This window comes from Flavobacterium akiainvivens (assembly GCF_001278115.1).
In the GTDB taxonomy this organism is placed as follows: domain Bacteria; phylum Bacteroidota; class Bacteroidia; order Flavobacteriales; family Flavobacteriaceae; genus Flavobacterium; species Flavobacterium akiainvivens.
The window spans coordinates 2,175,916-2,190,878 of record NZ_LIYD01000005.1; the positions used below are offsets into that span (position 1 = coordinate 2,175,916).

13 protein-coding genes are annotated in these 14,963 nt (G+C 46.0%); 10 read left to right on the forward strand and 3 right to left on the reverse strand.

The annotated features are described in order from the left end of the window. Positions 1-92 precede the first annotated feature (92 nt). Genes AM279_RS09750 through AM279_RS09760 form a run of 3 tightly spaced genes read right to left on the reverse strand, consistent with a single transcriptional unit; the run spans position 93 to position 4,167 of the window. Positions 93-2,375 carry a T9SS type B sorting domain-containing protein gene (locus AM279_RS09750; protein ID WP_054407777.1) on the reverse strand — a complete coding sequence of 761 codons (2,283 nt, stop codon included), beginning with the start codon at positions 2,373-2,375 and terminating at the stop codon, positions 93-95. Between the two features lie 16 nt (positions 2,376-2,391). After that, the gene (locus AM279_RS09755; RefSeq protein WP_054407778.1) at positions 2,392-3,246 is read right to left on the reverse strand and encodes an ABC transporter permease; all 855 of its coding nucleotides are present in this window, start codon (positions 3,244-3,246) and stop codon (positions 2,392-2,394) included. Between the two features lie 15 nt (positions 3,247-3,261). After that, positions 3,262-4,167: an ABC transporter ATP-binding protein gene (locus AM279_RS09760; protein ID WP_054407779.1), complete on the reverse strand. Its 906-nt coding sequence runs from the start codon at positions 4,165-4,167 to the stop codon at positions 3,262-3,264. Between the two features lie 104 nt (positions 4,168-4,271). Here AM279_RS09760 and AM279_RS09765 point away from each other — a divergent pair, with 104 nt between their 5' ends. From AM279_RS09765 to AM279_RS09810, 10 genes are all read left to right on the forward strand, one after another. After that, positions 4,272-5,066, forward strand: a complete 795-nt coding sequence (locus AM279_RS09765; protein ID WP_054407780.1) for a TrmH family RNA methyltransferase — start codon at positions 4,272-4,274, stop codon at positions 5,064-5,066. 11 nt (positions 5,067-5,077) lie between these two features. After that, positions 5,078-5,605 carry a hypothetical protein gene (locus AM279_RS09770; protein WP_143090297.1) on the forward strand — a complete coding sequence of 176 codons (528 nt, stop codon included), beginning with the start codon at positions 5,078-5,080 and terminating at the stop codon, positions 5,603-5,605. Next, positions 5,605-6,156, forward strand: a complete 552-nt coding sequence (locus tag AM279_RS09775) for a cupin domain-containing protein (RefSeq protein WP_054407782.1) — start codon at positions 5,605-5,607, stop codon at positions 6,154-6,156. Before AM279_RS09770 ends, AM279_RS09775 begins: the two co-directional genes overlap by 1 nt. A 157-nt stretch (positions 6,157-6,313) precedes the next feature. Further along, positions 6,314-7,066 carry an SDR family NAD(P)-dependent oxidoreductase gene (locus AM279_RS09780; RefSeq protein ID WP_054407783.1) on the forward strand — a complete coding sequence of 251 codons (753 nt, stop codon included), beginning with the start codon at positions 6,314-6,316 and terminating at the stop codon, positions 7,064-7,066. A gap of 206 nt (positions 7,067-7,272) precedes the next feature. Next, positions 7,273-9,495 carry a RelA/SpoT family protein gene (locus tag AM279_RS09785; protein WP_054407784.1) on the forward strand — a complete coding sequence of 741 codons (2,223 nt, stop codon included), beginning with the start codon at positions 7,273-7,275 and terminating at the stop codon, positions 9,493-9,495. Between the two features lie 3 nt (positions 9,496-9,498). Further along, positions 9,499-9,891: a hypothetical protein gene (locus AM279_RS09790; protein ID WP_054407785.1), complete on the forward strand. Its 393-nt coding sequence runs from the start codon at positions 9,499-9,501 to the stop codon at positions 9,889-9,891. A gap of 75 nt (positions 9,892-9,966) precedes the next feature. After that, complete coding sequence (locus AM279_RS09795; RefSeq protein WP_054407786.1) at positions 9,967-10,419, forward strand: Fur family transcriptional regulator; 453 nt, start codon at positions 9,967-9,969, stop codon at positions 10,417-10,419. A 110-nt stretch (positions 10,420-10,529) separates the two neighbouring features. Then, positions 10,530-11,801, forward strand: a complete 1,272-nt coding sequence (locus AM279_RS09800) for an adenylosuccinate synthase (protein WP_054407787.1) — start codon at positions 10,530-10,532, stop codon at positions 11,799-11,801. 135 nt (positions 11,802-11,936) lie between these two features. Then, entirely contained in the window at positions 11,937-13,610 is a 1,674-nt protein-coding gene (locus tag AM279_RS09805) for an OstA-like protein (RefSeq protein WP_054407788.1), read from the forward strand. Positions 13,611-13,667: 57 nt separating this feature from the next. Then, positions 13,668-14,861 carry an aspartate aminotransferase family protein gene (locus AM279_RS09810; RefSeq protein ID WP_054407789.1) on the forward strand — a complete coding sequence of 398 codons (1,194 nt, stop codon included), beginning with the start codon at positions 13,668-13,670 and terminating at the stop codon, positions 14,859-14,861. Positions 14,862-14,963 lie beyond the last annotated feature (102 nt).

Below are 14,963 nucleotides of genomic sequence, written 5' to 3' on the forward strand. Positions count from 1 at the left end.
AAAAATACTGAATATAAAGCACTTACGTTTCACACGATAAATATAGCAAATCTGCTAAAACGTTTGAAATATTTACGTGTAAATTTTACACTTTATCGTATTAATGAAAAATGCCCCTTTACAACACGGCCGTTTTCGAGGGTAACGGCAAACCAGTAGTCGTTAGATGGCAAAGGCCGGCCTTTAAGTGTACCGTCCCACCCGGCTTCTCCCCTTATAGAAATTAAAGGCTTGCCAAAACGGTCGTACACCCTAACCACAAGGCCGCGGCGTGATTTAAGGTTTTCCACCTGCCAGATATCATTAATCCCATCGCCATTTGGGGTAAAATACCTCATGTAGTCCAGTATGGTTACCTTATCCCTAAACTCGGGGCCGCAGCCGTTGCTGTCGCGAATATGGAGCATATACTCCCCTGCCGCTACATTTTCAAACAACGGATTGCTTTGGTAACGCACACCATCCAGCGAAAACTCATATTGCCCCGCCCCTTTTGGTTTAACCAAAAGCGTGTTTTTAGCCCCGGCAAAATCATTGATTTCATATTCTGCACCCTGTGCCGCACCTGACGGTTGTGCATGAAAGGTTTTACTGCCCTCACAGCCCAGCGCATTAACCACCTTAACCGTATATTCTCCCGGCTGGGTTATGGTAAGGGTTTGCGCGGTTTGTATTTCGGCGGTTTGCCATTGGTAAGCAGCCATACCATCTGGCGCCTGTAGCAACAGGCTGTTGCCATCGCACAGGTATACGTCTTCATCCTGCAGGTTGCCAAAGTAATGCACCACAAGCGGTATTTCGGCTATGCCAAAACAATCTGCCCCGTTAGATGCCCTTACATACAGGCTTTGCCCTCCGGGTATGCTATTGGTAAACTGTAGGCTGGCAGGCTCATTTTCAACCAGCGCATCATGGTAAGACGTATAAAAAGCCACCGGCATCCCCGCAGGGAGGCCTGCCTGTATATCGGCCTGTATTTGTGTGAGGTTAAAATCAAAAAGGCCGTCATCTTCACCATCGGTATCGCAGGTAATTATTGGGCTAAGCATACTGATAACGGTAGTGGGTGTACTGAGTGTTACCGGTACAATGCCGCTGCACCCATACGGGTTAACAACCGATACATACAACTGCTGGTTAACCTGGGTATTAGTAAACAGGCCTGATGCGGTATTAATTTTTGGCGCACCATTATCAGCGGCGGTTTGTGTAAGGTAGTAGCCTGTAACGGCAATACCTGTGTTATCAGCCGTTACCGTTTCTGCAATGTTTTGAAAGGTATATACAGTAAGCCCGTCCCCATCATCATCGCATTGCAATATTGTGGCAGTAGTGGGAAAATCAGGGGTATATTCGGCTGTAATTTTTCCTTCAGCCGTGCAGCTGCCAAACTGTACATCAACGGTATAAACCCCTGCCGAGGTAATAACATAAGAACCATTGGTTTCTCCCGAAAGGGCAACGTTATCTTTATACCACTGGTAGCCCGTAGCCCCATTAGAGGCCGCATTTACCGTAAGGGTTTCGCCGGGGCAAAGCGGGTTGCCGTTTGCCAGCAGGCGGTCCTGCCCCAGATAGGCCACCGTGGTAAAGCTGCCCCCTTGTAAAAATATGGCCGAATCAAACAGGGTGTCGCCCTGGTCGGCAATTACAAGTTTTATATGGTAGGTAACCCCGGGCGTAACTTCAGAGTGCGCCGTTAGCACAACCGTTTGCCCGTTGTAGTTTGTGGGGTGCCCTTCGCCGTTATAAGCATCAAAATACTCCTCATTGGCAGACGGGCATGTGCCCTCTCCCCTAACGGTTGTTATCATTACCGGTATATTGGTATCGGGCAATACCGCCAGGTTTTGGTAAGGCGTGGTAGTGCCGGCTTCTTTCAGCAGGAAACCAAAACCATCGGTATAATCGCAGGCGTTGAGTTGCAGGTTTTGCACATATTCTTCAGATGCAAAAATGTAGTTGAAGTTAATGGTGTTGCTAAGCGGTACAAAATCAAATTCCAGTACGGTAGCATTATAGGTATTGGTCATACCCAGCGCATTTTCAAGGTCAGAATCGCCCTCCCAGCTGCCGGGCCCCTCGCCCAAAAGCAGTGTGTTAGGTCCTATGCCAGACTGTGCCACGCCGGTGGTAAGCATTATGCCATCCTGAAACGGCAGCGTGGTGCCGGCACCGCTAAAATGGGCATAACTCCTGGCACCGGAGGCATTTGCCCAGCCCGACATAGAAACATTGCTTATTTGCGTGCAGTTACCCCCTACAAGTGCCTCTACAAGCTGCTGCGGGGTAAGGGAGTCATCTGTTGAAATGTATTGCGCATGGGTTGTTAGTGTAAACAACAGGGCCGCAAATACCCCCCGTAGTAACTTCATACACTAACAAATATAACTACAAATCCCTCTTTTTCAAAATCCTGTACGACATGTACATAAAAAAGCCTATCCAGAATATTGAAATTGTAACATGGTACCAGTGCATGTGGTAATCTTTCTGGAACATAGGGTTATTAGGGTCTATTTGCGTACCCAGCGATTTTATGGCCTGGAAACGGGTAATTGGCTCAACTAAAAGGTTACTGAACGATTCCAGCGGAAAGAAACCCATAAAAGTATCTATACCATCGCTTTCGGGTGTTCCCCTGTAAAGGGTATTCCACACAATGCCTTTTGTAATTTGTTCTGCTATAAACCAGATGAACAAAAAGCCCAATGCAAAAGCCGACCTTTTAATAAGTATACCGGCAAAAAGGCAAAAAGAAAACAACCCAAAAAGGTTCAGGAAGTAGCCTGCGAGGAAACTCATATCTGAAAACACAATACTAAATTCATCAAACGCAGAGAAACTGTAGCCTAAAAGCAGCGTCATTATAAATATAAACACCGTAGAGCCCAATGCAAATACTACTGTAGTAAGTATTTTAGATTTGATGAATTCTTCTTTACTAAACCCGTCAATAAGGTTTTGTTTAAGCGTACCATAGGTATACTCGTTAGCCATCATGCTCACAATTATAATGGCAAGGAAGCCTTTAAGCCAAACCGCTACATAGGTATTAAAATGCCATATATACGGGAAGTTAAAAATACCCTGGTCGGCCAGTTTAAAGTGTATCCCCAATATATCAACTTCTATTGAGGCTATAAGCGCAATAAAAGACAGGATTACAAAATATGAGATAATAAGCACGCGGCTGGCCCTGTTAAGCCACAGCTTTTGAAATTCTATAGAGAGTAGGCGTATCATTTTTCAGGAAGGTGTTTAGTTGTCAGAATGTTTTGCGGTTAGTTGCAGGAACTGCTCTTCAAGGCTATGCTTGCGCTTAACCAGCATACTAAGGGCAATACCCTGCTCAAACATATAGCGGTTAAGGTCGGCCGGGGCAATATCGCCACTTGGGTAGGCTATAACCATACCTTCCTGAACTTCTGTTTTTGTAATGCCCGGGTGGTTTTCAAGCGCCTGTAATAAAGCATTGTTATCTGCCGCCTGCAATACAAAAAAGCCTTCGCTGTTTATCATACCGCTAACAGTGCCGGTATACAGCACCACGCCTTTGCGCAATACTACCACATGGCTGCATACTTTTTCTACCTCATCAAGCAGGTGCGATGCTAAAAGTATAGTAGTGCCCGTAGCCGCAATATTTGTTATAATATCACGTATCTGGCGTATTCCCTGTGGGTCGAGGCCGTTAGTAGGTTCATCAAGTATAAGTATTTCGGGGTCGTTAAGTAGGGCGCTGGCAATAGCCAGGCGTTGTTTCATACCCAATGAAAAAGTGCGGAATTTACTGTCCTTGCGCTCATGCAGGCCTACAAGCTGTAGTTTTTCGTCTATTTTGGTGTAGGGTGCGCCTTTTATTTTGCATACCAGCTTAAGGTTGTCATAAGCAGTCATGTAGGGGTAAAAGTTAGGGCGCTCTATAATGGCGCCTACTTTTTTAAGGGCTTCATGGGTTTCTGCCTTGCCGCCAAACCAGCTGTACGTGCCACTGGTGCGGTTTACCACATTAAGCACAATGCCCAGCGTGGTGCTCTTACCACTGCCGTTAGGCCCCAGTATGCCATATACATTGCCTTTTTTTATTTCAAACGAAACGTTGTTTACCGCGTGTACCCTGCCAAATTTTTTGTGCAGGCCGCTAATAGATAGTATGGTTTCCAAATCTTTGGTTGTATTGGTTTTAAAGGTTAGACGAGAAGCCCGCCTTTTTGTTACTGAAAAACTTTATGATACTTTTGTAAAATACAAAACTTAGCCCTTTACGGATGAAACAAATTACCAGCCCGCAAAACCCGTTTATTAAACAGCTTGTACAATTACAGGAAAAAGCAAAGGCACGCCGCCAGGAAGGCCTGTTTTTAATAGAAGGGCAACGCGAGCTCGAACTGGCACGCAAAGGCGGCTATGAGCTTGAAACGGTGTTGTTTGTACCGGGAATGATTAACGAAAGCCAGCTGGCACGCATAGCAAATACCGAAGCCCAATTTATAGAAATAAGCCAGGAGGTGTACCAAAAGCTGGCGTATCGTGATACTACCGAGGGGGTTATAGCCGTAGCCAAAACCAAAAACCTTTCGCTAAACAGCCTTCAGCTAAAAGACAACCCACTTATTTTAGTGGCCGAAGCTACCGAAAAACCGGGCAACCTGGGTGCCATGCTGCGCACTGCCGATGCGGCACGACTGGATGCCGTGATTATTGCCAACCCTAAAACCGACCTGTACAACCCAAACATTGTGCGCAACAGCATGGGCTGCCTGTTTACCAACCAGATTGCCACCGGCACTACCGATGAGGTTATAGCATGGCTCAAAGAAAAAAATATTAATGTATATTGTGCTACATTACAGGATTCTGCGTTATACCACCAGCAGGATTACACCGCAGGCAGTGCGCTTGTGGTGGGCACAGAGGCCACCGGGCTTACACAGGCCTGGCGAGATGCGTCAACAAAAAATATAATTATACCCATGCAGGGAGAAATTGACTCTATGAATGTATCAGTTGCCGCGGCAATTCTTATATTTGAGGCTAAAAGGCAGCGCGGGTTTGCTGTTTAATGTTATTTGCTATGAAAATCTTTACTTACCTAATATTACTGTGCAGCCTGTGTGCCTACAGCCAGGACATGGAAACCATATCGTGGGCCGGTGCCAGCATGAACGACAGGATTGCACTAACCATATCCTACAAAGAATTTCAGAAAATGGGCCGCAAAGCCGATAGCCTTGCCGTTGCCACACCCCAGGATATTTGTGGCATGAAAAACATGGAAGGTGCGCAACTGCTGTATTTTAAAGGCATTAAATACCTGTTTAAAAACGATACGCTAACATTTAGGGGGGTAGATTTCAGCAAACGCAAGTTTATGTACCTGGCCACTAAAGACGACTGGTTTGACCACAGCACCACTTTTAAGGCATTTGCCAAAGCATATCCGGGCTCGGCGGCATATCCTGATTATAGCGAAGACGAAGACGGCAACGAGTATGAAATGTACACCATGCTGCCCGATGATGATACCGATGCCAGCGAATGGCGTTTTTACTTTACAAACGGTAAGCTGCACCATATAGACTACTGGACTCCCTGCGAATAATGCACAACCGCACCTACCACAACCCCATTAACGGCGAGTACACCAAAATACTGGAAAGTTCGGCAGAAACCGGCGGGGCGCACACCGTGTTTGAAGTAAGCCTTACACCCGGCGGTGGCAATCCGGTGCACTACCACACTAAATTTACTGAGGAATTTACCGCCGTAAAAGGCCTGCTGGGTTTACAACAGGGTAAAACTAAAGTGCACCTTGCTCCCGGCGAAAGCCTTTTAGTACCCAAACTCGCACACCACCGTTTTTTTAACGATACGGCCGAAACCATTGTCTTCCGCGTAAAGCTTACCCCCGGCCAGCCTACGTTCGAGAATTTCCTTAAAGCCATGTTCGGGCTTGTAAATGAAGGCAAAACCATCACAAAGAACCAAATCCCTAAAAACATTTTCCATACCGCAGTTATGTACCACTGGGGCGACACCCACCTGGCCAACCCACTGGTAAAGCTCTCGGCGCCCGTGCTGGGCCTGTTGTACAAAAGGGCCATAGCAAAAGGCATTGAACAACAGCTTCTTGACAAGTTTTGCAACGACTGACACATCTTTTTTAAAATTTATTTATCTAAATATTTGAATGCATTAATTTATTACATACATTTGTCCCATCAAACTGAAACAGGAAAGCAGCAATTAAACGCTGCTAATTTTTTCAGAAAATCAATCGACAAATTTAAATATATAAATTAAAGAAATCATGAGTAAGAAGTTAGAAGGAAAGGTAGCCGTTGTAACCGGTGCCTCTAAAGGAATAGGAGTTGCAATAGCTAAAGACCTTGCCGCGGCAGGTGCAAAAGTAGCCGTTAACTATGCCAGCGATAAAGCCGGCGCCGATAAAACCGTAAGCGAAATACAAGCCGCAGGCGGACAGGCCATTGCCGTAAAAGGCAGCGTAGCCATTGCCGAAGACGTAGCATCAATCTTTAACGAAACCGTAGCCGCTTATGGCAAGGTAGACATACTGGTAAACAACGCCGGTGTATATGCGTTCCAGCCACTTGAAGAAATCACGGTAGACGAATATACCCGCCAGTTTGGCATTAACGTACTGGGCCCTATCTTAACCAGTAAGGAAGCCCTTAAATACTTCCCGGCTGAAGGTGGCAGTATTGTAAACATCAGCTCGGTAGTAGCGGTTAGCCCAAGCCCCGGCGCAGCAGTTTATTCATCTACCAAAGGTGCACTTGACACCCTTACAAGGGGCCTCGCCGCCGAACTTGCCCCTAAAAACATCCGTGTAAACACTGTTTCGCCTGGCCTTACCGTAACCGAAGGCGGCGACACACTGGGCATAAGGGGTACTGAAATGGAAAGAAACATTATAGCTGCAACCCCGCTTGCACGTGTGGGCCAGCCCGAAGATATTGCCGGTGCCGTAACCTTCCTGGCCAGCGATGATGCCAAGTGGATAACCGGCGAAAGGATTAACGCCGCAGGTGGCTTAAGATAATTTTCTCGAAAATGTCTGTGTTCTCTAAAGGGTTGTGCTGTAAAGTGCAGCCCTTTACTTTTTTTTGAGGAAATTCCAAAACTCAAATCCCAAATAACAAATGGGGGAAATCCAAATAATCGAATTACCGAATAACCAAATCCACAAATAACCGCTATTGCCAATCACAAATATTATCCGTACATTTAAGGCACATGAGCGTTAATATGACAGAGATTGATATAGAACAGGAAAATAAGGCAATTGCCAAAGAATATAAAGAACTGCTGCGCATTAGTTACCAAACCCTTAGCGAAGATGATAAGAAGCTCATCCGCAAGGCGTTTGATGTTGCTGTAGATGCGCACAAAGACCAGCGGCGTAAAAGCGGCGAGGCATACATTTTCCACCCCATAGCCGTTGCAAAAATCGTGGCGTCTGAAATTGGCCTTGGTGCACAATCCATCGCCTCTGCCCTTTTGCACGACGTTGTAGAGGATACTGATATTACGGTGGATGACATCCGGAAGATGTTTAACCCAAAAATTGCACAGATTGTTGAGGGGCTCACAAAAATTGCACAGGTAAAAACCGACCAGGAAATATCGATGCAGGCAGAGAACTTCCGCAAGATGCTGCTTACGCTGAACGACGACGTACGCGTTATCCTTATAAAGCTTGCTGACCGCCTGCATAATATGCAAACCATGGACAGCATGGTTGATTACAAACAGGCTAAAATAGCCAGCGAAACACTCTACATATACGCGCCCCTTGCACATCGCCTGGGGCTGTACAACATAAAAAACCAGCTGGAAGACCTTGGCCTTAAGTATACCGAGCCCGCAGTGTATCATGACATTGTGAGCAAGATGAAGGAAACCAAGGAAGAGCAGGACGCCTACATCAAGTCTATATCAGACGTGCTTAAAAAATCGCTTGACGCTGAAGGCATAGAGTATACCATAAAAGGCAGGCCGAAGAGCATTTACTCCATACGCCGCAAAATGCTGGCACAGGGCGTAAGCTTTGATGAGGTGTACGACAAATTTGCCCTGCGCATTATCTATAAATCCAACCAGCACGATGAGAAGTTCCTGGCCTGGAAAATATATTCTATTGTAACCGACCATTACCGCCCCAGCCCCAGCAGGCTGCGCGACTGGATATCATCACCTAAAAGTACGGGCTATGAGGCACTGCACATTACCGTTATGGGGCCCAAAGGCCGCTGGGTAGAAATACAGGTGCGCAGCGAACGCATGGACGAAGTAGCTGAAAAAGGCTATGCTGCCCACTACAAATACAAACAGGGCAACAACAGCGAAGAACACGGCCTGGAAACCTGGCTCAACCTGCTTAAGGAAGCCTTAGAAAACACATCGGTCAACGCTGTAGATTTTGTTGAGGATTTTAAGCTGAACCTCTACGCTAAGGAGATATATGTGTTTACCCCAAAGGGCGAAATCAAGTCGCTGCCCAAGGGTGCCACATCGCTGGATTTTGCCTTCAGCATACACTCAGAAGTGGGCATACGCACACGGGGTACCCGCGTAAACGGCAAGCTGGTACCGCTTAACCACGTGCTTAACAGTGGCGACCAGGTTGAGGTTATTACATCGCCCAACCAAAAGCCCAATTCGCACTGGCTGGAGTATGTTACCACCGCGCGTGCCAAGAACAAGATTAAGAACGTTTTAAACGAAGATACCAAACGCATAGCCGAAGACGGTAAGGAGTTGCTTACCCGCAAAATGCGCCACCTTAAAATTACCATGAACGAGAGCGTGGTAAACGAGCTGGTAAACTACTTTAAGCTGAAAACCAGCCTCGACCTGTTTTACCGCGTGGGCGTAGGCACTATAGAAAACCAGCAGCTTAAGGATTATGCCGCGCTTAAGAGCAACACGTTCATGAACTTCTTTAAGGGCAAAATCAAGAAATCGCCCGTTGCACCACCGGAGCAGGTGCAGAAAGATGAAATAAGCCGCAATTATGACCTACTGGTGTTTGGCAAGAACGAAGACAAACTCGATTACAAGCTGGCAAACTGCTGCAACCCTATTCCCGGTGATTCGGTATTTGGGTTTGTAACGGTAAACGAGGGTATTAAAGTCCACAAGACAGACTGCCCCAACGCCATTAGGCTGCAAAGCAACTTTGCCTACCGCATTATGCCGGCCAAATGGATAGACAGCAGCCAGGAAGAGTTTAAGGCCACCCTTAAAATTACAGGCATGGACAGTTTGGGGCTTACCAACCAGCTTACTAAGGTTATCAGTAACAACATGCATGTTAACATACAGAGCATATCGCTTAGCGGTAACGCCGGTATATTTAACGGGCAGATTACCGTGGTGGTGCAAAATAACACCATCCTTAAAAAGCTGATGGACAACATTAAAAAGATAGACGGTATTGATAAGGTAACCAGGATTTATAATAATTAGGCAATGAAAAACCTGCTGATAGTCTTCATAGCATTGTGCTCGCATACAGTTTTCGCACAGGATGCCCAGGTTGAAGTTACCAAAGAGAACCTCAGTAAAAAATGGGTTTTTAAAGATGTAATTAATCCTGACAAAAGCGAGGCGGCCCTGGCCGAAATGCGCGATATGCTGGGAGCTTTAAGCTTACATTTTAAAAAAGACGGCACGTATATCATGGAATTACTAGGCAACCGAAAAGGCACCTGGCAACTAAACCAGGATAACAAAACCATAACCACAAAACAAGATGGTAAATCTGCCAGCAGCAGCTGGACGGTGCATTCCCTTACCAAAAATGAGCTTGTGGCATCCCGCGATGAGGCATCGCAAAAAATAATTTTTGCCGCACAGCAGTAATTAGTATCATTTCTGAACAATTTCGATACTTCAAAAAATTTAGCGTATCTTTGCACGTATTTGGACACAAAAGCCATGGAAAACAATAAAAACCAAGACATTGTAAAAAATGTCTTCACAAAATTCCTTGAAGAGAAAGGCCACAGGAAAACCCCTGAGCGCTATGCCATACTTCAGGAAATATACAACGCCCAGGAGCATTTTGATATAGAGTCGCTTTACATTAAAATGAAAAACAAAAACTACCGTGTTAGCCGCGCCACGCTGTACAACACGATAGAACTGCTTTTAGAGTGCGGCCTTGTTAGGCGTCACCAGTTTGGCCAGAACCAGAGCCATTATGAAAAATCATACTTTGATAAGCAGCACGACCACATTATCATGACCGATACCGGCGAGGTAATAGAATTTTGCGACCCAAGGATACAGAGCATAAAGAAAACCATAGAGGAAATTTTTGGTATTGAAATTCACAACCATTCTTTATACCTTTACGGCCATAAAAAACAGCCTGTAGCCGAAAGCTAAGATATTGCTGTACAAGCAGCAAAGGCAAACCAACCCTGAAAAGGATTGGTTTTTGTTTTTAAAAACGGAAACGATTACAACTAACATAAACAACAAACTAAAATAAACGAATGACCGTAGATTTACTGCTCGGATTACAATGGGGCGACGAAGGCAAAGGAAAAATTGTTGACGTACTTACTTCTAAATATGATATTATTGCCCGTTTTCAGGGTGGGCCAAATGCCGGCCACACACTGGAGTTTGACGGCATTAAGCACGTATTAAGGACAATACCTTCGGGCATATTCCATAAAAATTCGGTTAATATAATAGGCAACGGCGTGGTTATGGACCCTGTGGTGTTCCAAAAAGAGCTTGAAGGCCTTGAAAAGTTTAATATAGACATTAAGTCGCGCCTGCTTATATCGCGCAAGGCACACCTTATATTGCCTACCCACCGCCTGCTTGACGCTGCCAGCGAGGCCAGCAAAGGCAAGGCCAAGATAGGCTCTACCCTTAAAGGTATTGGCCCAACCTATATGGATAAAACAGGCCGTAACGGTATCCGCGTAGGCGATATAGAACTGGCTGATTTTGAGGAGCGTTACCGTCACCTGGTAGACAAGCACCTGGCCATGATTGATTTCTACAACGTAGACCTTCAGTATGACCTTGCCGAGCTTGAAACCGAGTTCTTTGCAGCCATCGAGGTGCTTAAATCGCTTACGTTTATTGACAGCGAAGAGTACCTGAACAAAGCCATGAAAGAAGGTAAAACAATCCTTGCCGAAGGCGCACAGGGTTCACTTTTGGATATTGACTTTGGTACGTATCCGTTTGTAACATCATCTAACACTACTGCTGCCGGTGCATGTACCGGCCTTGGTATAGCCCCTAACAGGGTTAAAGATGTATTTGGCATCTTTAAGGCGTACACTACACGTGTAGGCAGCGGCCCCTTCCCTACTGAGCTGTTTGACGAAACCGGCGCTACCATAGCCCGCGTGGGTAACGAGTTTGGTTCGGTTACAGGCCGTGCACGCCGTTGTGGCTGGTTAGACCTTGTAGCGCTTAAATATGCAGTACAGGTAAACGGTGTTACGCAGCTTTATATGATGAAAGGCGATGTACTAAGCGGTTTCGACACACTACAGGTTTGTACAGGCTACAAATACAAAGGCGAGGTTATCAACCACTTCCCTTACAACATTGAGCCTGAAAACGTAGAACCGGTATATGTTGAGAAAAAAGGGTGGGCTGCCGACCTTACAGGTATGAGTACCTACGAAGAACTTCCTGCCGAGCTTAAGGAATACATTGAGTTTATAGAAGCCGAGCTTGAAGTGCCAATCAAAGTGGTATCTGTAGGCCCGGACAGGACACAGACAATTATAAAATAATGATTTATACAAAACCATCCTTCGGGATGGTTTTTTTATCTATGCAATTTTTACAGCTGCGGCAGCGTTTAATCCATAAAAGCGGCACAGCTATTGTTATTGTTTTTGCCTAAATTTGCATAAACTTTTAAAGCCTTGAAAAAACTCTTTTTCATCATTATAAGCTTCATCCTTTGGGGGTTGCCCTCATTTGCACAGCAAAAGAAAATACTGGTAGAGCACGCCGATTTTACAGACCGCAACCAAAACGAGGTTCCCGGTGCGGCTATACTTACCGGCAATGTGGTGCTTATTCATGAAGGGGTTAAGATAAAATCCAACAAAGTCTACTATTTTGAGGCAGAGAACTATGCCAAGCTTTTTGGTGATGTAAAGCTCAACCAGGGCGATACCCTGTTTATGGACAGCAAGTATGCCGAATACAATGGCGAAAAGAAATTTGCCTTTGCCAGCGGCGCGGTAGTAATGCGTTCACCCGAAATGCGCCTGAGTACCGATACCGTGTATTTTGACCGTAACATACAGCAGGCTTACTACAACTCCGGCGGTACAATAGTAAACGATAAAAACACTCTGAAAAGCAAAGCAGGACGCTATTTTGTAAACCAGAAAAAATATGAGTTCCGCACGGCAGTAACCCTTACCAACCCTGAGTATGTAATGAAGACCGAGTTCCTGGATTATTACACCAATTCAGGCCACAGTTATGTTTTTGGCCCTACCACCATTACCGGCAAGAACAATTTTATCTATACCGAGAAGGGCTTTTATGACACCAAGAAAAACTTTGCCCACCTGCTCACCAATTCCTATATTCAGTATGACACCCAGCTCATTAAGGGCGATAGTATATATTATGACCGCACGCGGGAATTTTCTTCGGCTACAAACAATGTTAGTGTAACCGATACCGTAAACAAATACAACGTGCGCGGGCATTATGGCGAAGTCTGGAAACAAAAAGATTCGCTTTACGTAACCAAACACGCCGAGGCCATTACCCTTGTAGAAAAAGACTCGCTGCACATGCACGCCAAGCGCCTGGTAATTACCGGTAAGGAAGGCCAGCGCGTTATCCGCGGGTATAACGATGCCCGTTTCTGGAAAATAGACATGAGCGGTAAGTGCGATTCTATCCATTCAGACGAGGCTAAGGGGCTCACGCAGCTCATCCGCCGCCCGGTGGTATGGAACGGCCAGAGTCAGATAACGGGTGACGTAATACATCTTATATCAAACAGTAAGACCGAACAGCTCGACAGCCTCAAGGTACTCAACAACGCCTTTATCATTCAGCGGGATACCATCTGGGCCAAGAACAATCCCGGCAAGCCCGACCATTACAGCCAGGTAAAAGGCGTAAACCTGTACGGCAAGTTTCGCGACAATAAACTCTATGAGGTAGACCTGGTTAAAAATACCGAAAACATATATTATATGTACGACAGCGATCAACAGCTTATAGGTATAGACAAAGGCAAGAGCAGCAAAATACACATGGAGATAGAAGACAACCAAATAGTCTCGGTTACCAGCATGATAAACCCCGGCAGCGAAAGTTACCCTGAAACAGAACTCCCCGAGCAGGCCCGGAAACTACAGGGCTTTACATGGCGGGGCGACGAAATGATTAAAACGCGTGATGATATTTTTCCGCCGGAAGAAAAAGCGCTGCACGAAGAAATATTAAAAAAGACAGGCAAGCTAAAGGCCCGGGAAGACAAACCTATGGAACCGTTGCAGGAAACACTGGATTATGACAAAAACAATCCCGTTCCGCAATCGCTTCGCCCCGTAAAAACAGAATAGTAATACAATTGCGGCACCCCCGCCGCTCAATCCCCTCCGGGAATTAGGGGGCTAATTATGCTAAACGATTTTTATACCTACCAGGCACAAACATCGCCCTACCCGCTGGGCATGGAAGTAAGCCACGCAGAGGGTTCTTATATTTACGATACCAACAACAGGCCGTACCTTGACTTTGTGGCAGGGGTTTCGGCGGCAAGCCTGGGCCACAGGCACCCGCGCGTAAACCAGGCCATTATAGACCAGCTGGGCAAGTACCTGCACGTAATGGTATATGGCGAATATGCACAGCACCCAGCTACCGAATTTTGCCGCCTGTTGGCACAGCACCTGCCGGCAACCCTAAGCAAAACCTACCTTACCAACAGCGGTACCGAAGCTACCGAAGGCGCCCTTAAACTGGCACGCCGCGTTACAGGCCGCAGCCAGCTTATATCGTGCAAAAGTGCCTACCACGGCAACACCATGGGCTCTATGAGCGTTATGGGCCATGAAGAGCGCAAGCAAATTTTCCGCCCGCTTATACCCGATGTTGATTTTATTACGTTTAATAACGAAGAAGACCTGCAAAAAATAACCGAAAAAACGGCCGGCATAATCCTTGAAACCATTCAGGGTGGTGCAGGCTTTATACAGCCGCATAACGATTTCCTTAAAAAAGTACGCCAGCGTTGTGACGAAGTAGGCGCCCTGATGATACTCGATGAAATACAACCGGGCTTTGGCCGCACAGGCAAACTCTTCGGTTTCCAGAATTATGATGTAGTGCCCGATGTTATTATAATGGGCAAAGGCATGGGCGGCGGTATGCCCGTAGGCGCCTTTACCGCAAGCCCCGAAATGATGGACCTGCTGAGCCACGACCCTAAGCTGGGCCACATAACCACCTTTGGAGGGCACCCGGTTATAGCTGCCGCCTGCCTGGCAACGCTTCAGGAAATTACAGAGACTGACATAATGGCGCAAGCGCTGGAAAAAGAAAAACTGTTCCGCAGCCTGCTGGTGCACCCGCTTATTACAGAGGTGCGCGGCGAAGGCCTAATGCTGGCCGCCATGACCGAGAGCGCCGATATTACTGATAAAGTGATACTACGCTGCCACGAACGCGGCCTCATTTTGTTCTGGCTGCTGTTTGAAGGCAAGGCCATACGTATTACCCCTCCGTTAACAATCAGCGAAGATGAAATTAAGGAAGGTTGTGGCATTATTATTGAAGTTATGAATGAAATTCTTAATGAGCAGAAAAATTAACTATAAGCATTGTTAATTAATTTGTTTAAAACATAATTAAGGAATTTCCTTTTTAGGTAGTTATTTTGTAACTTTAAGAAAGGATTTAAAAAGAATTGGAGT

Excerpts from the sequence above, each read along its gene's own strand:
- AM279_RS09770 (WP_143090297.1), top strand. The coding sequence starts at position 5,078 with ATGAAAATCTTTACTTACCTAATATTACTGTGCAGCCTGTGTGCCTAC.
- AM279_RS09775 (WP_054407782.1), top strand. The coding sequence starts at position 5,605 with ATGCACAACCGCACCTACCACAACCCCATTAACGGCGAGTACACCAAA.
- AM279_RS09750 (WP_054407777.1), bottom strand. The coding sequence starts at position 2,375 with ATGAAGTTACTACGGGGGGTATTTGCGGCCCTGTTGTTTACACTAACA.
- AM279_RS09795 (WP_054407786.1), top strand. The coding sequence starts at position 9,967 with ATGGAAAACAATAAAAACCAAGACATTGTAAAAAATGTCTTCACAAAA.
- AM279_RS09765 (WP_054407780.1), top strand. The coding sequence starts at position 4,272 with ATGAAACAAATTACCAGCCCGCAAAACCCGTTTATTAAACAGCTTGTA.
- AM279_RS09755 (WP_054407778.1), bottom strand. The coding sequence starts at position 3,246 with ATGATACGCCTACTCTCTATAGAATTTCAAAAGCTGTGGCTTAACAGG.
- AM279_RS09790 (WP_054407785.1), top strand. The coding sequence starts at position 9,499 with ATGAAAAACCTGCTGATAGTCTTCATAGCATTGTGCTCGCATACAGTT.
- AM279_RS09785 (WP_054407784.1), top strand. The coding sequence starts at position 7,273 with ATGACAGAGATTGATATAGAACAGGAAAATAAGGCAATTGCCAAAGAA.
- AM279_RS09810 (WP_054407789.1), top strand. The coding sequence starts at position 13,668 with ATGCTAAACGATTTTTATACCTACCAGGCACAAACATCGCCCTACCCG.
- AM279_RS09800 (WP_054407787.1), top strand. The coding sequence starts at position 10,530 with ATGACCGTAGATTTACTGCTCGGATTACAATGGGGCGACGAAGGCAAA.
- AM279_RS09780 (WP_054407783.1), top strand. The coding sequence starts at position 6,314 with ATGAGTAAGAAGTTAGAAGGAAAGGTAGCCGTTGTAACCGGTGCCTCT.